The organism is Oculatella sp. LEGE 06141 (assembly GCF_015207605.1).
Taxonomy (GTDB): Bacteria; Cyanobacteriota; Cyanobacteriia; order Elainellales; family Elainellaceae; genus Oculatella.
The window spans coordinates 1-19,459 of the sequence record NZ_JADEWO010000073.1 but is presented as its reverse complement, the minus strand read 5'-3'; the positions used below and the strand labels follow the sequence as shown (position 1 = coordinate 19,459).

Here is a 19,459-nt window from a genome sequence, read left to right as displayed (position 1 = left end):
GGGGTGATGTCGATCACCTCCTAAATTCGTAATGATTTCTAATGCAGGATCACATGATTAACGAGAGTTTGATCGTCCAAACTAGTGGCGCGATTGGTCGTTAATGTAGAAGCGACGCTATCCCACGTCCATCCGTCCTCATGCGCCAGTGCCAACAACAACCGTCGGCGATGGGTTAGCGGTTTAATTGCATCCCAAAACTCTTCATCGCTAACCACAGGAATTTCTTTGGAACGCAGTAAATTGAGCGGTGGCGGTGGTGGGTTCTCGGAAGCGGGTTCGATGTAAGCGGAGGATAACGTTTTTAGAAATGCAGTATTGGTTCGACGAATTGAGCCAAGTGCAGCCAGATCAGGCCGAGAGGATGGTTTTACTCCGTATTGCAGCAAGGTCAACGCTTCATCCAATGCAATTAAACTGAGGATGAGTGTTCGAGACCGTTCACGGCTATGAAAGTAATGGAGAATGGGATAGGTGAGGTGCTGTTCTCCTTGTAGGGCAACTTGAGGAGATAGTGAGATGAGATGCTGATCAAACTGCCCAAAGTTTTTGCCATTCCAAGCTCTGGTGATAATTTCGTCCGGTGTTCCACCCAGAGAGGAAATGTAAACAGCCAGTTGTCGCTTTTGCGTTGCGGCTGAAACGACCGGCAGAAGATAGGCGATCGCCAACGATACCATGACAAATCCATTAGCTGATGCAACTGAGGTTGCTAACTGCCACACCGTACCCTGAGGTTGATAATCTCCAATACCCAATGTCGTCAATGTATAGCCAACAAAGTAAATCGTCTCCCAAGTAGTGGCAGGCTGCTTGGTAGAAGCGTTCACCACCTCTAGGCCTGTGGTACTAAAAATTAACGTCCATCCTACAAAAATAAAGGCAAACCAAAGCAAGACGGTAGATACTAAAATGATCCAACCTGCAACTGACAAGAACCGGTGATTAGACCGCCACTGATGGATGCGAAGAGCAATCCGCCATATCCACCTCGATAAACGGCTAGTTAAAGGCCCGCCCCCCCCAACGGTTAATGTGGTCACTAAGACATCAGTCATCACTAAGACAAGAAGTAGAATTCCTAAAACAACGGTTATAGAAGACATGGAGAAATGGATTGATAAAAAACTAGACATTACAGCAAGAGATATCCGACGATGGGGAGTTGACTCAATGTTGGCTACTTCTAAGCTTGAGCTATAGTTACTGGAGCGGTAAGTATAGTGTGAATGTACTGCCTTTACCCAGTTCACTGGTTACAAAGATAATGCCGTTGTGCATTTGGGCGATCGCTTGAGAAATCGACAACCCTAACCCTGAACCTCCTGTACGGCGCGATCGATCCTGCTCTACTCGATAGAAGCGATCGAAAATGCGGTGTTGTTCTTCGGGGGCAATACCTACACCCGTATCTTGAACTTGAATAATAGCGGTGTGGTCAGTCTGGTTCAGCAACACTTTAACCTGCCCACCTTCGGGTGTAGCTTGAATAGCGTTGTTGATTAAATTAAAAACTAAGCGATAAAGCTGTTCTTCGTCGCCCCACACATCAACAGAGTGCGGTACTTTGATATCTATTGAGAGGATTACGCCTGCCTCCATTGCTAGCACCGAAAGTTCTTCTAATAAATCGTTCACTACATCATTGAGACAACACGACCGTTGCTGCTTCGTTAATTCACGATTGTCAAGTCGTGCTAACAACAGCAGATCTTTGACCAACTGCGAGAGCCGTGTCGTTTGCCGCTGAAGAATGGCTAGCGCTCCAGTTGAGTCAGGGGAATTAGGTTTGAGTGTATCTTGGAGACGCAGAGTCGATTCAATGGTGGCCTGCATCGCGGCCAAGGGGGTACGCAATTCATGGGCTGCGTCAGCCGTGAACTGTTGCATTTGTTGGAAGGTTTTGTAAACTGGTTGCATAGCTAAACCGGCCAGCCACCAGCTAGACAACCCAACTAACACAACAGCAATAGGACAGCCTAACAATAGCGTCCAGCGCAGCATGGCCAAATTTTGGTCTAAGTCGTTGAGCGATCGCCCTACCTGCACATACCCCCAGGGCTGATCGCGGCTATTCAACGGCCTGGAAATCTGTCGATAACGGACTCCTCGATGATCGGTAATGGTTTGCCATTCGTTGTCTCCGGATGTAACTGGCTCCAAGTGAACCCCCATCACTGTAATCAACTTTCCGGTGGGATCTAGCAAGCGGATATAGTAATCGACCGGATTTGCAGCCTCGACTAGAGGGGGTTGCGTATTTGAGTCAGCAGGCAGGCACTCGTCCTGGTTAGGACACAATCTAAACAGGAGGTTATCAGGCAACTGCCGCAATTGATCCGGTTGCCGCAGGGCAGGCTCAATGCGGTTATCAACGATTTGGGCGACCGCTTCTAATCCTCCATCAATACTTTTTTGATACGCTTTGGCGAGTGCCTGATACAGCCCAATTCCACACAAACTCAAAATGCAGCCCATCACCCCAGCGTACCAACTGGCCAAACGTAAACGAGATTGATAGAAGAGGCGATTCTTTTGCATGAGTTGTGCGTTATTGAGCTTGCCCCTAGTTCATCTTTGCTTCTGAAAAAGCTGCTGAAAAATAAGTACTTTTCAACAAGCTATTAAGTCAGCGCTTACTGTGCATCTAACGTAAGGGGGGAACTGATATATGCGAGAAAATAACTCCCATAAGAAAATGAAATTAGCATGAAATTTCTGTAGTCCTCAGGCCAGGAAATCGATTCTGCCAATGGGGGGACGTTCTCCACATCCTCCGATTATTACAGTTGGTATACCCGCCAGTAATTCAGGATGACAAACCAGCAGAACAGTACCCGTTCTCCTTCCTCCACTAAACGTTACCCCAGTTGGATTCCTGATATTGTCTGGACACCGATCGCGGCAGGTTCACTGATGTTGGTGGTCGGTTTATTTGCCCAAGTTGCCCATCAACCCTGGCTGTTTCCCAGTTTGGGACCCACCGCTTTCTTGCAAGTTGAGAAGCCTGAACAGAGTTCGGCCAGATTCTACAATGCGCTAATGGGGCATGTACATGGGTTGATAGCAGGATATGTTGCTGTTTTCGTATTAGGGGCAAACGCTGAACCCTCTGCCATCTCAAGCGGCCAACTCACAACCGTTCGTTTGTGGGCATCTGTATTGGGTGTCGCGTTAAATATGTTTACGGGTTTCTTGCTCAAAGCGTCTCACCCACCTGCGGCGGCAACAACCTTGCTAGTAACATTAGGAAGCTTTAAATCAACCGCGCTTGACGGGGCAACGGTGCTCTTGGGTGTTGTGGTCAGTACCACACTTGGAGAGGTACTGCGACGAATTCGCCTTGGACAAAAACTATGGCCTCTAGGCAGAACGGATTAGTAAAACCATTCAACGCATGATTTGAGAATGTGTTGATGTAAGAATATATCGATGTAACTGAAATATAAGGGTTATTGATCCGGGTTGAAACGATACCCCACACCATAAATTGTTTCAATCAACGCGCTGTTGTTCATTTCTCCTAATTTCCGCCTTAGCAGACGAATATGGGCAGCAACCACATTACTAACAGGTTCAATTCCGACTTCCCATAGTTGGTTCATAATCTGATCACGATTTACAACCTGATGTGGATGCTTCATAAAGTATTCTAACAATTGAAATTCTTTGATCGTTAGTGGAATAACATGTCTGTTTCCATTAGTATCTTGACGGACGACAGAATGGGTGCCGTAGCTGAGCGTAAGATTTCCAACCTGGAGCTGTTGTGGCTGAAGTTGAGGCGATCGCCGCCGAAGCGCCCGCAGTCGTGCTAGCAGCTCTGCCATGCCAAACGGTTTAACCAAGTAATCATCTGCACCAGCATCCAGACCAATGACTTTTTCTTCCAGTCGGTCTTTTGCCGTTAACATTAGAACTGGCAATGGACTGTTGTTAGCACGCAGTCGTTTGCACAACTCTAGTCCTGACAATCCTGGTAACATCCAGTCAATAATTGCCAGAGTATACTCAGCCCATTGCGTATCAAGATAGTCCCAAGCCTGGCGACCATCCAGCACCCAGTCCACTACATAGGTTTCATGGCTGAGGACTTGTTTAATTGCTGCTCCTAAATCTGGCTCATCTTCTACTAATAAAAGTCGCATAGTCAACGGTTTAACTTTATTACTTAAATCTTAGTTAACATGTGTATATATGATAGTGAAATTCGAGTGAAATCCATATGTTCCTCTAGGTGTAGGTGTATTAGACTGTTGGGCTTTGGGTTCCACAAAAAAATGAAACTACTATGAAATTTCTCTAGCTCTTTAGCCAGGGATAGGTGTTCCATCGTAAGCCTGACGCTGGAATCTATTAAACCTCCTATATTGATTTTAATAAATGCTCGAACGATCGCCATTTGCTCTCTGCTATTGAGCAAGTGAGTCGAATCATTTCAAAGAGTAACCAATTGAGAAACCAAACACAGAAGGTTTAACTAACAAGTTTTCCGCTTTGTTCTGTTTAACCAGGTTGCTTTCTAGTTCTAAACTGTCTAGCTAGTGAGAAGTAGCTTGTAATACAAGCTGCAACTGTTCAAGAACTTTTAACTAGCAGCACTCTGTAAACGTTGGAGGAAATCGCAAAATGACAAGACAATGGTATGCCAAAGGAGCCTTTAGTTTAGCACTAGTAGCGTTGCTGCTTCCTGCCTGTACAGGTCCTGATCAAAATGCAGGAGGCCCTGCCCCTGAGAGTAATGTTTCAGCAGAGGATGTTACAGATGAAACCGCTGAATTGATTGGCCAAGCTGTAACGATCAGAAGTGAGGTCATCAATAAAGTTGGTGAATCTAGTTTCACACTGAGTGATGAGCAGTGGTTGAACGGTGAAGAGATTTTAGTTCTCAACGCTTCAGGAGAGCCCTTCATCATCCCGATCGATGATACAGAGGTTCAAGTGACTGGTACCGTTGAGCGGTTTGTAACTGCGGATCTTGAACGTGAGTATGATTTGGATTTGCAGCCTGACGTGTATGCAAATTATGAAAGTCAGCCCGCCATTGTTGCTCAATCCATTGCGGTAGCGCCTGAGCCCGGAGAAATTACCGAAGATCCGAGCCAATACTATGGCCAAACGTTAGCTGTAACGGGTGAAGTTGAGGAAATCATTGGACCAAACGCTTTCACGCTTGAAGATGAAGAATTGCTCGGTAGCGATGATTTGTTGGTCTTGAACACCACAACAGGAACAACTGTTGAAGATGGTGAAGAAGTTGCCATTACTGGTGAACTTCGCTCTTTTGTGTCGGCTGAAATTGAAAGAGATTACGACCTGACCTGGGATCTAGACCTTCAGCGTCAACTTGAAGCGGAATACCAACAGCAGCCAGTATTAATCGTTCGCGATATTTACCCTTCCGCTGAATAAGTGAGCAGCAAGCAACTTGATAACGTTAGGACATGAGGGATTTCAAGATGAGGCAGGATAGTGTTTGGCAGCCCATTTTAGCAGCGACAACTGTACCGTTGGTAACAGCGATCGCCTTGGGTATTCCTGCATTTGCGGCTAACCAAACTCCCAATCAAAAGGGACAACCTTCTTCAGGGAGCGGGTCTATCCCCCAAGAGGACATTCATGTAGCGCAAGTAACAGATACGTGTCGTCAAGTTGCTGTTGAAGGCGGCTTGATTGTGCGGGAAGATCCAACCGTTTACAGCGAAGCGCTAGGAACGGTTGCCTATGGACGTAATGTGACCGTTGAAACTCCCCAAAGTGATGGCTGGGTCGCCGTTTCAGCACCAATTCCAGGTTATATGTATTCAGCCTATTTGTCGCCTTGTGATCCCCAGGCTCTTGCTCCTGAAAACTGCCGTGAGGTTACAGCCACAGGTGGGCTGTTTGTGCGTGAGGAGCCGTCTCCCAATGCGGGTGTAGTTGGTGCTGTTGCGAACGGTCGCAATGTTACAATCAGCGCTCCGGCAGCAAACGGCTGGGTTCCTATTCAGGTTCCCCTGGCGGGTTATGTTGCCGCTGATTATCTGACTTTGTGTTCTTAACCAAGCTTGAGGTGAAGTGATAGTGATTAGGGAGTTCTTGCTCTAATCACTGTCACTGTTGTTCATTAGACCATTGCTGAGAAGCTTAGAATTCTTGACGTTTGGAGCCTTGAAGGCTCCTACAACTTTGCTGTGGAAGCCAGTTATGTTCTAGCGATGCTTATAGCATCTATCTAATAGACGTATCATTCCTCTAGCTCAGGCATTATGCTTTACTTCAAAACCTAATAAAGCGATCGCCAGTCCAGAGCTATGAGCATAATTCGTAGTGCATCAATTTAGAGGCATACGGCAGTCGCTGGTTCTGGATGGGAAGCGTGTTCTAAAATCGATTGGGTACTGAGGATTTATGAATTCAGATGCATCAGCAGCCTGGCTAAAGATTCAAGAGATGATAAACGGTGCGATCGCACTATTACCAAATGTTGTATTAGCAATCATCGTCTTTATCCTGTTTTTCTTCTTAGCTAGAGGAATTAAAGGATTCGTCAAACGATTAACCCGGCGGCATCGTCAAGCCCGAAATCTAGGACTGGTGCTGGGGCGTTTAGCGCAGGGAGTGACTATTTTAGTCGGGTTATTTGTAGCCTTGTCTATCGTTATCCCTACCTTTCGAGCAGGCGATTTGGTGCAACTTCTGGGAATCAGCGGTGTTGCGATCGGTTTTGCCTTCCGTGATATCTTACAAAACTTCCTGGCTGGAATTTTGATTCTCCTAACAGAACCGTTTCAAATCGATGACCAAATTGTTTTCAAAGAGTTTGAAGGAACCGTCGAGAACATCGAAACCCGCGCCACGACTATCCGAACCTACGATGGTCGGCGGATTGTGATTCCCAATGCGGAACTATTTACCAACTCGTTGACCGTCAACACCGCCTTCGAGAGCCGCCGATTGGAGTATGACATCGGTATTGGTTATGGGGATGACATCAACCAGGCCAAGCAATTGATTTTGGAGGCCATTGCCAGTGTAAATGGGGTATTACGCTCTCCTGCTCCTGATGCGCTGGTGATGGAGTTAGCTGACAGTACCGTGAACATTCGCGCTCGTTGGTGGATCAACCCACCTCGTCGTGCCGATGCCCTCGATACGCGAGACCAGGTACTGTTGGCGATCAAAAACAAACTGACCGAAAACGGTATTGATTTGCCATTTCCGACTCAACAAATTCTGTTTCACGACCAAACCGAAGAAACCGATGGCGATCGCACTCAGCAGCGTGAAGGCTGGCCTGTTGGCAAAGGCAAGGCACCGCAACCTCGCAGCATTAGTGGTTCCTTGCGAAAACTAGCCGATATGCGAGCACAACGAAATGGTAATAAGAACCCTGAGGCTGCGAACGATGTATGAAAAACGTCAAGTTGAGTAAGCTGTGGGACTCCCTGCACACGAACTACTGGTTTCTACCCACTCTCATGGCCATTGGAGCAGTTGTTTTAGCCTTCTCAATGTTGTTCATCGACTGGAGAACCAAGGACGCGATGGACAACTTGCCCTGGATTTACAGTGGAGGGCCAGATGGAGCAAGAGGGTTACTCTCAACCGTTGCGGGTTCAATGATCACCGTTGCCGCTACCGCGTTTTCCATCACGGTTGTGGCGCTTCAACTGGCGGCCTCTAATTTTGGCCCACGATTGCTGCGGAATTTCATGCAGGATACCGGGAATCAGATTGTTCTAGGCACCTTCATTGGTACCTTCATTTACTGTTTGCTCATTCTGCGAACCGTTCGTGGAGAAGACTATACTCTCTTCGTGCCTCAACTTTCAGTCACAGTCGGTATGTTGCTGGCGATCGCCAGCATTGGGGTGCTGATTTACTTTATTAATCATGCATCGACCATAATTCAAGCATCCCAAATCATCTCAGGCGTTGCTGGTGAACTGGACGATGCGATCGACCGCATGTTTCCGGAAGAACTGGGGCAGGATAAATCAGACGAACAACTCCACACCCCTGGAGAAATTCCCAACGATTTTGATCGTCACGTTTCTCCCATTGCATCGACTCAAACGGGTTATCTACAAATTGTTGATGAGCAGTTGCTATTGAAGGTGGCCTGTCAGTGCAGTCTGTTACTTCGCCTCGAATCACGACCGGGAGAGTTTGTTTTGCAAGGCAATCCCCTTGTGATGGTTTATCCACAGGAACGGATTAATCAAAAACTAATTGATCGAATCAATCGTGCGTTCGTGTTGGGTCGAGAACGAACGGAGCAGCAGGATGTTGAGTTTCCAATTAATCAGTTAGTAGAGATTGCTTTGCGTGCGCTTTCTCCCGGAATTAACGATCCGTTCACAGCGATCCGTTGTATCGATCGCCTCTGCGCCGGATTGTCTCATCTTGCTGAACGACCATTTCCGTCTGCTTATCGCTATGACGAGGATCGAGCATTACGGATCATTGCTGTACCTGTGACGTTCGAGCAACTCGTGAATACAGCGTTCAATCAAATTCGCCACTATGGACAATCTGATGTAGTGGTCACTATGCATTTATTAACTGCAATTGCTCAAATTGCCAGCCGTACTCACCGTTCACACGATCGATTCGCTTTGCAGCAACAGGCCGAAATGATTTTTCAAGGAAGCCGGGAAGGCTTATCCCAGAAGTATGACCAGCAGATGGTAGAAGACCGATATCGTCAAGTGATAGCAACGCTGGGGGTATGATGCAACACACAAACTGGAAAGGTTATCGGATTGCCGCCTGGATTGGACAAGCTTTGTTGACGATCGCCGTCATTGCCGCCACAAGTCAGGGAAAGTGGCAAAACGCCCTGGCGTTGGCCTTTTTTCTAATCGCATCATTTGCCTTTGTGATTCGAGACGATAAATTGCCCACCGTGTTCGACTTTCTCTTTGTTCTAGCGGCCTTGCTCAACGCTGGAGGTTGGGTGTGGGGCTTATTTTATCAACCAGGGCTTTATGACGAAATCACACATGCATTTACGATTTTTGCGTTCACGCTAGCCCTCAGCTTTTTAGTGTACCGTTCGATGCTGACAGTGTTCCGCCAACACAAGTGGCTATATCTCCTGACCATTGCCAGTTTTGGCATCGCGATCGGAGCAGTGTGGGAAATTGCTGAATGGGCATCGGGTCAGGTCTTGGCAGCCGAGGTGATTGGGAATGTGGACGATACAATTACTGATTTATTAATGGATAGTCTAGGAGCCGGGTTGGCTGCAATCACCAGTCTTTGGGCACTGCAAGAATGGACGGCTCCATCCTTATCGAAACCAGAACACCGAACAAAATCCCAATTTTAGAGCGCAAACGCTTTAATTCATCTCCCTTTAAACCGTTCGTCGATCGCTCAGTTCAATATCGCACGATGTCACTTTTCAATTGAAACCACATCCATGCACCATCAAAACAATCACTATCCATCGACTCAAACCGACAACCAACCGTCATCTCTTGGCGATCAACAAATGCCAAAACCGCCACAGGGATGGAGTCAATTAAAGTGGTTGGGGCCTAGCTTTATTTGGATGCTCTCTGCCGCAGGTTCCGGTGAACTGTTGTTTACCCCCCGAATTGCCGCTCTCTATGGTTATGCCTTGCTTTGGGCATTGCTAGCAGCGGTGATTTTGAAGTGGTTCATTAACCGAGAAGTGGGGCGGTTCACCGTCTGCACTGGAGCCACAATTTTAGAGGGTTTTAAACAATTGCCAGGGCCAAAAAATTGGGCCGTCTGGTTCATTCTAGTACCTCAATTTGCAGTTGCGATCTCGACCGTTGCCGGTATGGCTGGTGCAGCAGCAACGGCTCTGATTCTAGTGACTGGTGGAACGGTACAGCTCTGGACTGTCATTATTATCCTGGTGACTGCTGCGATCGTTTTCCTTGGACAATACAACGTGGTTGAAACCTTCTCATCCTATGTGGGCATTGCTCGCACGCTTGCCGTTGTCACCGCTGCCGTCTTCGTCTTTCCCAATCTTGGCAATTTAACATCCGGTTTAGTACCTCAAATTCCTCAGGATGTGCAGTATCAAGAAGTGTTGCCCTGGCTTGGCTTTATGTTAGCTGGTGCAGCCGGAATGATGTGGTATTCCTACTGGGTAGATGCACGCGGCTATGGTGCCACTGCCCTGAAGCAAGAACAACCGATCGAGGTGAAGCAGCTCAACTCAGACCAGCAGCAGCGATTGCAGGGTTGGGTGAAGCTCATGACTATCTCCAATACATTAGCGGTGGTGGGAGCATTACTGGCGGCTCTGGCATTTCTGGTTTTGGGAGGCGAGTTGCTGCAACCGCAGGGATTAGTGCCTCAAGAAAATCAGGTCGCAGAAACGCTGGGTAGCTTGTTGGGCGATTTATGGGGGCCATTTGGCTTCTGGTTCATGATTGCGATCGTCTTTATCACTTTCTGTAGTACAACCCTATCGGTGCAGGATGGTTTTGGCCGCATGTTTGCCGATGGCACCCAAATTCTGCTGCGAGGGTTTGGAGTGCGCCAAGGCCGTTGGATCAATGAGACGTTTCTACGGAAGTTTTATATTGCTGTGCTGCTGGCGATTTTGCCGATCGCCGTTTACCTATTCTTTGGTGAGCCGGTTGGTTTATTGCAAACCGCAGGAGCGATCGAAGCCGCACATATTCCTGTCGTCACAGGATTGACGCTGTATCTCAACCACCGGATCTTGTCTGATAAATTACGTCCTTCTGGGTTCACCTTTTGGGGAACGGTGGTTGCAGGCTTATTCTTCGCAGGATTTGCTGTGATTTATTTGCTGCAACTCGTAGGAGTTCTAGGCGGTTCTGGGGGTAGCTAAGCAAGAGAAGAAATAACAGCTCAAAGCCATCTCTTTGATTTCTGTAGATCATTTCTGTAAACCAATCTGTAAACCAAAATAGTAGAGCAATCAGGTAAGACCATGTCAAAAACTGCAAATGCTGATTTCAAAAAGCCACAGGCAACCAAGCCCGTATGTAACCGGGTTGCGATCGTGTTTGATTTTGACGACACGCTTGCACCCGATACCTTTGATGAATTGATCAAACGGTTAGGATTAAATGTTAGCGAGTTTCGTCAACAGCGGTATGAACCGCTTAAAGATGCGGGATGGGATCATGTTGCAGCCAGATTTTACTGTTTAATTCAAGAATCGAAGCAGCGCCAAGAAAAAATCACCAAAGAGTACCTCATCCATTTTGGGCAAGAGTTACAGCCCTTTGATGGAGTGACTGAAATGCTCGATCGATTGCATCAACTTGTGCATCGCACCAATCCAACGATTGAATTAGAGTTTTACATGATTACGGGTGGCTTTGCTGAAGTAGTTCGTCATACCTGCATCGCCTCTTACTTCACCAAGATTTGGGGATGTGAATTTCACTATGCTGAAAATGGTGACATTGAATTTCTCAAACGCAGCATTAGCCACACCGAAAAAACTCGCTACTTAATGCACATTGCCAGCGGTCAAGATCAGGTCGATGGAGACGGGCGATCGTTTGCTTACCGTGATGTATCGGAAGAGCAGCTCCATGTTCCACTATCCCAGATGATATATGTGGGGGACGGCGCATCAGATGTGCCTTGTTTTTCAGTACTAAATGATGAAGGCGGCATTGCTATCGGTGTTTACAAAGGCGATACCGCCACCGAGTGGAGTCAGCAGGTTGAAGTCACAGAAAGTCAGCGGGTGATGAACCTTGCTCCTGCGGATTATCAGGAAGAATCAGAATTGATGCGATCGCTTAGCTTGGCAGTTGAAAGTCTGTGTAAACAAATCTCGTTGCGACAGTTAAGTGCTGGGGAGTGAGTGGAGTTGAACAAGCACCTGTGGCGACGAATTAAATATCTTCTATTAGGTGCGGCAGGATGCTTGCTCGTACTGCTGACCTGGAGTGTGATCGAGCCTTATCATCTCGATCGAAATGTTGTCGTTGCGGAAATTCCATCACTACCCCAGTCCTGGCAAGGAAAACAAATTGCTGTTGTTTCAGACTTGCAAATTGGCATGTGGCTGTCAAATACCAGCACAGTTGAACAAGCGATCGCTCAAATCATCACAGATATCCCTGCCGTTGCGCTGATTGCGGGTGATTTTGTGTATAAGCCAGGGGAAAAAATCACGGCAGAACTCGAACGTGTCATTGAACTGATGCGTCCACTCACTGCCGCTCAAATTCCCACCTATGCGGTATTGGGCAACCATGACTATGATGCGCCAACGCAGGCAGCAGGGCAACAACGAGCAACCCAAATTCGGCAAGCCCTGGAATCGATTGGCATTCAAGTGTTGCAGAATGAAGCGATCGCACTTCCTCATGCAGATTCAACTGCTGAGAATGAGAGTTTTTATTTGGTTGGGATCGGTGCCTATCTTCTTCGTCAATCTAAGCCGTTAGTGGCGATCGCTCAAGTTCCTGATAATGCTGCTCGTGTTGTCCTGATGCATAATCCAGCGTCCTTTGCTGAATTACCACCAGGTACAGCCCCGGTCGCTATTGCCGGACATACTCACGGTGGGCAAATCCGCATTCCTTTTCTACCGCAATGGTCATGGGCAGCTCTTAAGGAAGACGATCCAAGCTGGTCATGGCTTTCGCAAATTAAAGGCGATATTGTACGTATATCTGGTTGGATTCCAGGCTATGGTCAGGCGGGTAATCATCTTTACATTAATCGCGGCATCGGTTTTAGTCGTTTACCTATTCGCTTTCATTGCTCACCTGAATTAACCGTATTCTCATTGCAAGCGATGACGTAACGAATAAGTTTTATCGTACTCCTGAAGCACTCATTATGACTCGCCGAAATCCTTTCCCCTCCGATCTACAAAAACCTGCACGACAGGCAGCATCTCATCCCTGGATGGACAAATTGGCACGATTGGGCTATGCCGCGAAAGGTATCGTCTACTTTGTTGTTGGACTATTGGCAGCGCAGGCAGCCTTTACCACAGGCGGCAGAACAACTGACACAAGCGGTGCATTGGCAACCATTGTGAACCAACCTTTTGGAAGGTTTCTGCTGGTTTTGATTACGATTGGCTTGATTGGTTACGTCCTCTGGCGAACTGTCCAGGCTCTTTTTGATCCCGCACATTCCAGCGACGAAACGAACATAAAGCGTATTGCACAGCGTATGGGTTACGCCTTTAGCGCGATCGCCTACACCGGACTAGCATGGACAGCTATGAAACTAATCATAGGTACTAAAAGCAGCAACAGCAATGCAACCCAGGATTGGACCGCTCGATTTATGGCTCAACCCTTTGGGCGATGGGCAGTTGGCTTGGCGGGGTTGGTGGTCATTGGGGTGGGAATTTCGTACCTCTACGAAGCTTATAAAGCTAAATTTCAACGCCATTTTAAGCATTACCAGATGAGCGAGACAGAACGTCATTGGACGAAATGGGTAGGGCAAATCGGGATTACAGCACGGGGCGTTGTCTTTGGCATTATCGGGCTATTCCTGGTTTTAGCGGCTCTTCATTCTAATGCCAGTGAAGCAGTAGGATTGGGTGGCGCGCTGGCAGCACTGGCAAGACAACCGTTTGGCCCCTGGTTATTAGGAATTGTTGCGCTTGGATTAATTGCTTACAGTATCTACTCGTTAACTGAAGCCCGATATCGACGAATTACTCAACCTCAGCAACAGCCAAAGCACTAAATATATAAACGCTCAGTAAGCTTGAAAGCAACAGATATGGTAGGCGATCGTCCTATGAATAACTCGTGCAGACATACAGAACTTTTCTGTTAATTTAACGCGTCTAGAAAAACTCACGGCAAAGAATCCCTTAGTCTATCTGAGATAGGGAGATAACCAGATGGAGTTCATTCAATAGATTGTTAGACACTGTACTAAATAAGGAACACTAAACACAAAGCTTAGTAGGGCAATTTGAATTAACAGTAAATGAGACAAAGATACTTTTCACTATTCTTAATGGTTGTGTCATCTTTCCTTGTTCTATCTACAGCAAGCGCTTGTAGACAGCAAGAGATACTTACGTCTGTCGTTCAAGTGGATCACGAACATTATCTATGGAGAGAAGATGCTAAACCTTATCGTGTGTATCGCATTCCTGCCAGTGATGAATTTGTTATTGATGCAACAGGTTATGAATTCGATACTTCACAATATATGTACAATTATGATTCAGAGAGAGGAGCCTCTTCTGATATCGATCTAAGCCCGAATACAATTCAACTCCTTATAGGTGAGATTGTTATAGGCGGACAAGAAGATAAAGCAGCATCGGAAGATACGACCAAAGAACTTAATATTTATCGTGCAGAGTGGCACTCCAATTCTCAACAGCATCATATTAATGCTCAAATTCTTGTTCCTGTGGGAGATGCTCTCCCTTTCAATCCGTTCACGAAGTGTCTCTGAAAGAGAATCGCTCATCATGGTCAAAAACAGCCCTTCGTGAGCGTCCTTATCCTCGGCACTCCAGCTTCCGCTCAGCCCAACTTCGACAAACTCTGACCACAGGAACTTTGCAGTGTCGCTCTGGATTGCCACTTGTCAAACGGATGTGCTCAGATCTTGTAGTAAGACAGTGGCAGAGCGTACTTCCCACTGCCGAGTGCTACTCGACTGGAGAGCTTCTGCTTGTCCTGTGACCAAAAGCACGATCGCCCTTCAGCTATGAGTCGAAAAATCATACTGCATTTGATACTCATCTCATGCTCAGGTCATTTAAGCTAGGGGATGCTGCCATTCCTTTAAAATCCTATGGCTCGTTTTCTGATTGCGACCATTCCTGTCGTTGGGCATGTCTCTCCGATGCTTCCCATTGCTCAAACCCTCATAAGCCGAGGACATGAGGTGTGGTGGTATACCGGAGCACTCTTCCAGGAACGGATTGCAGCGATCGGCGCTCGGTTTGTGCACACAACCGTTATGCTGCTTATGTTTTAGGCTGTAGCGGTAGTTTAAAGGTTGCGTGTTAAGGTTTCAAGATCACGTTGATTCGAAGTGACTGGTGACGCTCAAGGGTAAGAGTCGGAAATGGAAGCGTCACCTTGAACCCATTGCTGATGCTTTCAAAGACTGTATTGTTGATGCTCCTCCTCAACGATCGCAAATTTGTCTTAGGGTAATCGGAGTTGCTGATACTCTGATCGTTTCCGCAGAAGCGTCTGACAAAGGTTACGGGTAGCAGTATAGCAGTATGCAGAGAGGCCCCGGTGTTGCCGCCCCAGCGATCGCCGTTTCGGTCTTGCTACCGACTTTCTGCGAATCAGCGATCGAGCATGTCAGCAAATCCTCACCTGTCGTGGTAAGCGTTGCTGCTTATACATTCTGCAATCGCGCAAACGGTCTAGATTCAGCGGATCGGTCGCAGCATAGCGATCGACAAAGTCAGAATTGACCTTGTGTGGAGCATCTGAAATGGATCGACGGACACTCTTGAAGTTCATTGGACGAGCGGGCGGCACAGCGGCAGTGCTGACGACGATGCAAAGCTTAGGACTCATTCGCTCACCTGCTAGAGCCAGTTCACGCCCTACGTTTGCACAATCGGATAGTGGTGCCAAGGTTGCCATCTTGGGTGCAGGAATTGCAGGTATGACGGCCGCCTATGAACTGACGAAGGTAGGCTATGACTGCACGATTTTGGAAGCTCGCGATCGCGCTGGTGGGCGAAACTGGACGGTGCGCGGTGGTGATTTGATCAAGGAACTTGACAGTCAGCAGACCTGTGCATTTGAAGCAGCCGATTCGCTGTATGTGAATGCGGGTCCCGCTCGAATTCCGTATCATCACACACACTTGCTTGGCTACTGCAAAGAGTTTGGCGTGCCGTTGGAAGTGATGGTGAATGAAAATCGCGGTGCTTACTTTCAGGACGATAATGCGTTTGCGGGTCAGCCCATCTTGAATCGGCAAGTGGTGAACGATACTCGCGGCTACATTGCCGAACTGCTTGCTAAGGCAATCAGTCAGCAAGCCCTAGATCAAGAAGTCTCGACAGACGATCGCGATCGCCTCCTCGACATGGTAAAAAGCTTTGGTAAACTTGGCGACGACTACCGCTATGTAGGCAGCGATCGCGCCGGATTTGGCACACCTCCCGGTGCGGGACTGACAGCGGGCGAATTGCAAGAACCACTGCCGCTCAACGAGCTGCTGAACTCGGCGTTTTGGCAGTATAAGCAGCACTTTGGTGAAGGCTACAACCAGGCTGCCACGATGCTAGAGCCGATCGGCGGCATGGATCAAATCGCCAAGGCGTTTGAGCAGCGCGTGGGCAGTTTGATTCAGTACCGTGCGGTTGTAACGCGAATTGGCAAAACCAGCAACGGCGTGCAAATTCGCTACACCGATGCCACTGGAGCGGAAAAATCGCTGGAGGCCGACTACGCGATTTGCACGATTCCGCTTTCTGTTTTAGCAAGCATTGAGGCCGATTTTTCCCCGGAATTTAAAGCGGCGATCGGGGAAGGCGCTCAGTCCTACAATCACGCCGTCAAAATTGCCTTTGAGAGTCGCCGCTTCTGGGAAGACGATCTGCACATTTACGGCGGCATCTCCTGGACGGAGAAAGACATTACTCAAGTTTGGTATCCGACCGCAGGCATTCACCATAGCAAAGGCATCATTCTCGCTGCGTACACGTGGGACAACGAGGTAAGCGATCGATTTGCTGTCTTGACTCCAGCCGATCGCTTGCAGAAGGCGATCGCGGAAGCATCTACGATTCATTCCAACTTCGGACAAGAAGTGCCGTCCACTAAGGCGGTCAGCGTCGCCTGGAGCAAAATTCCTTACAGCCAGGGGGCTTGGATTGACTGGGAAGACCAGGAAAGTTCTGCCGCCTATCAGCGCCTCAATCAGCCCGACGACGCCATCTTTCTAGCTGGAGAACACCTGAGTTACCTGACCGGATGGCAAGAAGGCGCAGTTTTATCGGCTTATCAGGCGATCGAAGGCATCGCCGCAAAACAGCGGGCAATGAGCGCGTAGAAGTGCCTGCAATTGCCCTGGTTTCAGATTCTTCATTTGTTTTGTTCATTGTGCAACAGGATTGAATCATGTCATCACAAGTTCGCAGAATTTTGCTGCTGCCGCTCGTCGCAGTGGGGTTAATGGTCACGCTGATTTTGGCAACGGCAACCTCTTCACAGGCGCAAACCGTCGTCCGCCATCCAATTCCCAACTCCAGCTTTCCGATCGCACTTGCGGTCGAAGTTCCTGCTGACCAAACCGTGGTCTATCTCAGCGGTCAAGTGCCTTCTGTGGTCAATCCCGATGCCCCCGAAGACTCGATCGAGGCGTATGGCGACACCAAAACGCAAACTATCAACGTTCTCACCAAAATTGACGAGATCTTGCAAGGTCTTGATCTCAGCATGAGCGATGTGGTGAAAATGCAGGTCTTCTTGGTGGGCGATCCGAGCAAAGATGGCAAGATGGATTTTTCGGGCTTTATGGAGGGCTACACGCAGTTTTTTGGCACAGAAGCACAGCCAAATCTTCCGGCGCGATCGGCTATGCAGATTTCCGGCTTAGTCAGTCCGGGCTGGCTAGTTGAAATTGAAGTAGCAGCAGTGCGGTCGTAGATCTCCCTATCTGGTTCCGTCTCTCCCCCCACGGGTTGTACGACCTGACAGAGAATATCGGGTACATCCAGATTGGCATCAGTCACGATACCAGTGAGTTTGCCTACGGCTCGATTCGCTGCTCACTATCCACCTTAGTACTACAGTTGTAACTCCAGGATTGGAGAAACCAGACGGCGTTTGTAGTGATAGAACCCGGCGATCGCTTGATGCACCCGACGTCAGGTTGACCAAGCTAAGATGTACAGTGCATCTGGTGTCTACGCCCACAATAGGGCAAATAGCAATCGCCGAACTTCTGATACTGTTAAGCTGACTTCTAGCGATAGCGGTGTTAGAACTCGACAGGAGAAGGGCAGCCTACGTAATTTCAACCCCCTTTTTTGACGCTTGACCTGCACCTCCTCAAAAGGCTCTTTACCTGATCGTCGTTTATGATGGCACCTGCTCAGTGATCCATTGCACCAGTTGCAACACAACCCCGTTTGGATCGGTCACTTGGAAGAATCGTTCACCCCAAGGTTCCGTCTCGATCGGAGTTGTAATTGTGACTCCTTCAGCTTGCAAGCGGGTATACTCTGCATCAATGTTGTTCACAACAAAAACAATCAGTAGACCATCCGCCCGATGGCCGCGTAGATGGGCTGGCTTAAAGCTTTTCAGCCCAGTTTGTAGAAAGATTAAATTAAATCCTGCATCGGGTCGAGAGAGTGATACAAAACCCTCGGCAGACATCTCTTCCCTAAAGCCAAAATGTTGCTTGACGAACTCAGCCGACGCTGTGACATCATCAACGTTGAGTGAAATCGCTGAAGCCGTAATTTGCACAAGTTTTCCTCAAAATGGCATTGGTTAAACGATTCAATTTAGCTTGCCTGCAACTCTCGTTGCTTCACCATCAGCAGTGCCAGCCCATCCGGTGTGATTACCTCTCCAGCCTCAACAAAGCCAACTCGGCGATAGCATCGAATGGCGCGTTCGTTTTTGGGTGAAGGATCAGTCTGTACTTTCGTCACTGTTGTATCTTGAAATAACTGATTGACAAAGGCACTAATCATCGCTGTGCCTAACCCTTGCCCCAATTGTTCCGGGGTGGCGAGGAATTGATCAATGCCTCTGGCACCTGGATCAGTTTCCTGTTCCCACCAGCCATCCCCCGATCCCATCACAATGTAAGACTGAATGAATCCAATGGGTTCATTTTCCAGTAGCGCAATGTAACCTTGGGTGGTCGATTCGCCTGTGATAGAAGGGAGATATTCATGCTTCACATCGGCGTAGGTGGTAGGATTGCCCCACCATTGCGAGACGTGCGATCGCTGCAACCACTCATGGAGCATTGGCAGATCGGAGGAAACCAACGGTCTAAAAGAAATGGCTTTCAAATTCAACATCACTCTCCTTGAATCGAACGGTAGTTCATGCTTCAGCCGATAGTCCAATAACCTGAAACCATTGCTGTAGAGTTTGTTGTCAGTCAGTTCTAGAGAAGACTGTGGAACAATCCCTGAAAAGAGCGGAATGCCTGAGCCAAGCAAAATCGGATGCACCTTCAAAATCATCTTATCGATTTCTGGAAATAACACGGTGGCTAAACTGCTGCCCCCGCACAGCCAAATGTCTTTACCGGATTACTGCTTCGATTCTCTGACGAGTGCAACTGGGTTAGATGAAACCAGTTCAATGTCTGAGTCTGGAATTTCGCTCAACGTTTGCGATACGACGTATTGCTGCATTTGCGGATAAGGATGAAACTGTCAGGACTGGGTACCCGACTTGAGGGCAGAAACCCCTACTTGATAGACTGGCTACTGCCCCTAACCTCCATCCAACGAACGCTCTATGAACTGCCCAGATTGTTGCTCAGCCCGCACCAC

The 19,459-nt window shown here is 48.0% G+C and carries 21 protein-coding genes and 1 pseudogene; 16 read left to right on the top strand and 6 right to left on the bottom strand.

Translation table 11 applies throughout. The features are described 5' to 3' along the window. Positions 1-38 precede the first annotated feature (38 nt). Complete coding sequence (locus IQ268_RS28480; RefSeq protein WP_193886211.1) at positions 39-1,106, bottom strand: two pore domain potassium channel family protein; 1,068 nt, start codon at positions 1,104-1,106, stop codon at positions 39-41. Positions 1,107-1,203: 97 nt separating this feature from the next. Continuing rightward, a complete protein-coding gene (gene rppB, locus IQ268_RS28475; RefSeq protein ID WP_193886209.1) occupies positions 1,204-2,541 on the bottom strand; it encodes a two-component system sensor histidine kinase RppB in 1,338 nt (445 codons plus the stop codon). Between the two features lie 273 nt (positions 2,542-2,814). On the opposite strand from rppB, the gene IQ268_RS28470 reads away from it, so the two are divergent. Next, complete coding sequence (locus IQ268_RS28470) at positions 2,815-3,381, top strand: HPP family protein (protein ID WP_193886207.1); 567 nt, start codon at positions 2,815-2,817, stop codon at positions 3,379-3,381. A 71-nt stretch (positions 3,382-3,452) separates the two neighbouring features. Here the strand turns inward: IQ268_RS28470 and rppA are convergent, their stop codons facing one another. Further along, the gene (gene rppA, locus IQ268_RS28465) at positions 3,453-4,148 is read right to left on the bottom strand and encodes a two-component system response regulator RppA (protein ID WP_193886205.1); all 696 of its coding nucleotides are present in this window, start codon (positions 4,146-4,148) and stop codon (positions 3,453-3,455) included. 481 nt (positions 4,149-4,629) lie between these two features. Here rppA and IQ268_RS28460 point away from each other — a divergent pair, with 481 nt between their 5' ends. The 10 genes from IQ268_RS28460 to IQ268_RS28415 all read left to right on the top strand — a co-directional run bounded on the left by IQ268_RS28460 (position 4,630) and on the right by IQ268_RS28415 (position 14,406). After that, the gene (locus tag IQ268_RS28460) at positions 4,630-5,412 is read left to right on the top strand and encodes a hypothetical protein (RefSeq protein WP_193886202.1); all 783 of its coding nucleotides are present in this window, start codon (positions 4,630-4,632) and stop codon (positions 5,410-5,412) included. Positions 5,413-5,459: 47 nt separating this feature from the next. Beyond that, positions 5,460-6,041: an SH3 domain-containing protein gene (locus IQ268_RS28455; RefSeq protein WP_193886200.1), complete on the top strand. Its 582-nt coding sequence runs from the start codon at positions 5,460-5,462 to the stop codon at positions 6,039-6,041. Positions 6,042-6,390: 349 nt separating this feature from the next. After that, positions 6,391-7,395 (top strand): mechanosensitive ion channel family protein, encoded by a 1,005-nt coding sequence (locus IQ268_RS28450; protein WP_193886198.1) that lies wholly within the window; start codon positions 6,391-6,393, stop codon positions 7,393-7,395. Further along, positions 7,392-8,717, top strand: coding sequence for a DUF2254 domain-containing protein (locus IQ268_RS28445; RefSeq protein ID WP_193886196.1), 1,326 nt, complete (start codon positions 7,392-7,394; stop codon positions 8,715-8,717). The genes IQ268_RS28450 and IQ268_RS28445 overlap by 4 nt, the downstream gene beginning before the upstream one ends. Further along, the gene (locus tag IQ268_RS28440; RefSeq protein WP_193886233.1) at positions 8,717-9,316 is read left to right on the top strand and encodes a hypothetical protein; all 600 of its coding nucleotides are present in this window, start codon (positions 8,717-8,719) and stop codon (positions 9,314-9,316) included. Before IQ268_RS28445 ends, IQ268_RS28440 begins: the two co-directional genes overlap by 1 nt. A 93-nt stretch (positions 9,317-9,409) precedes the next feature. Continuing rightward, positions 9,410-10,828 carry an Nramp family divalent metal transporter gene (locus tag IQ268_RS28435; protein WP_193886194.1) on the top strand — a complete coding sequence of 473 codons (1,419 nt, stop codon included), beginning with the start codon at positions 9,410-9,412 and terminating at the stop codon, positions 10,826-10,828. A 102-nt stretch (positions 10,829-10,930) separates the two neighbouring features. Beyond that, on the top strand, positions 10,931-11,821 hold the full coding sequence (locus IQ268_RS28430; RefSeq protein WP_193886192.1) for an HAD family hydrolase: 891 nt from the start codon (positions 10,931-10,933) through the stop codon (positions 11,819-11,821). Next, on the top strand, positions 11,822-12,772 hold the full coding sequence (locus IQ268_RS28425) for a metallophosphoesterase (RefSeq protein WP_339383690.1): 951 nt from the start codon (positions 11,822-11,824) through the stop codon (positions 12,770-12,772). Between the two features lie 35 nt (positions 12,773-12,807). Next, positions 12,808-13,677 carry a DUF1206 domain-containing protein gene (locus tag IQ268_RS28420; RefSeq protein ID WP_193886190.1) on the top strand — a complete coding sequence of 290 codons (870 nt, stop codon included), beginning with the start codon at positions 12,808-12,810 and terminating at the stop codon, positions 13,675-13,677. A gap of 357 nt (positions 13,678-14,034) precedes the next feature. Then, a complete protein-coding gene (locus IQ268_RS28415; RefSeq protein WP_193886188.1) occupies positions 14,035-14,406 on the top strand; it encodes a hypothetical protein in 372 nt (123 codons plus the stop codon). Positions 14,407-14,500: 94 nt separating this feature from the next. Here IQ268_RS28415 and IQ268_RS33595 read toward each other — a convergent pair. Further along, a pseudogene (locus IQ268_RS33595) lies at positions 14,501-14,658 on the bottom strand (HNH endonuclease); the annotation flags it as partial. A gap of 93 nt (positions 14,659-14,751) precedes the next feature. On the opposite strand from IQ268_RS33595, the gene IQ268_RS28410 reads away from it, so the two are divergent. The 5 genes from IQ268_RS28410 to IQ268_RS33590 all read left to right on the top strand — a co-directional run bounded on the left by IQ268_RS28410 (position 14,752) and on the right by IQ268_RS33590 (position 17,734). Then, complete coding sequence (locus IQ268_RS28410) at positions 14,752-14,937, top strand: glycosyltransferase (RefSeq protein WP_193886186.1); 186 nt, start codon at positions 14,752-14,754, stop codon at positions 14,935-14,937. A 253-nt stretch (positions 14,938-15,190) separates the two neighbouring features. Then, on the top strand, positions 15,191-15,391 hold the full coding sequence (locus IQ268_RS28405; protein ID WP_193886184.1) for a hypothetical protein: 201 nt from the start codon (positions 15,191-15,193) through the stop codon (positions 15,389-15,391). A gap of 20 nt (positions 15,392-15,411) precedes the next feature. Next, complete coding sequence (locus IQ268_RS28400; RefSeq protein WP_193886182.1) at positions 15,412-16,986, top strand: flavin monoamine oxidase family protein; 1,575 nt, start codon at positions 15,412-15,414, stop codon at positions 16,984-16,986. A gap of 92 nt (positions 16,987-17,078) precedes the next feature. Then, positions 17,079-17,582: a RidA family protein gene (locus IQ268_RS28395; RefSeq protein WP_370584712.1), complete on the top strand. Its 504-nt coding sequence runs from the start codon at positions 17,079-17,081 to the stop codon at positions 17,580-17,582. 8 nt (positions 17,583-17,590) lie between these two features. Then, positions 17,591-17,734, top strand: coding sequence for a hypothetical protein (locus IQ268_RS33590; RefSeq protein WP_370584711.1), 144 nt, complete (start codon positions 17,591-17,593; stop codon positions 17,732-17,734). A gap of 280 nt (positions 17,735-18,014) precedes the next feature. Here the strand turns inward: IQ268_RS33590 and IQ268_RS28385 are convergent, their stop codons facing one another. Further along, positions 18,015-18,410 carry a VOC family protein gene (locus tag IQ268_RS28385; protein ID WP_193886178.1) on the bottom strand — a complete coding sequence of 132 codons (396 nt, stop codon included), beginning with the start codon at positions 18,408-18,410 and terminating at the stop codon, positions 18,015-18,017. A gap of 38 nt (positions 18,411-18,448) precedes the next feature. Then, entirely contained in the window at positions 18,449-18,976 is a 528-nt protein-coding gene (locus tag IQ268_RS28380) for a GNAT family N-acetyltransferase (protein ID WP_193886227.1), read from the bottom strand. Between the last annotated feature and the right edge of the window lie 483 nt (positions 18,977-19,459).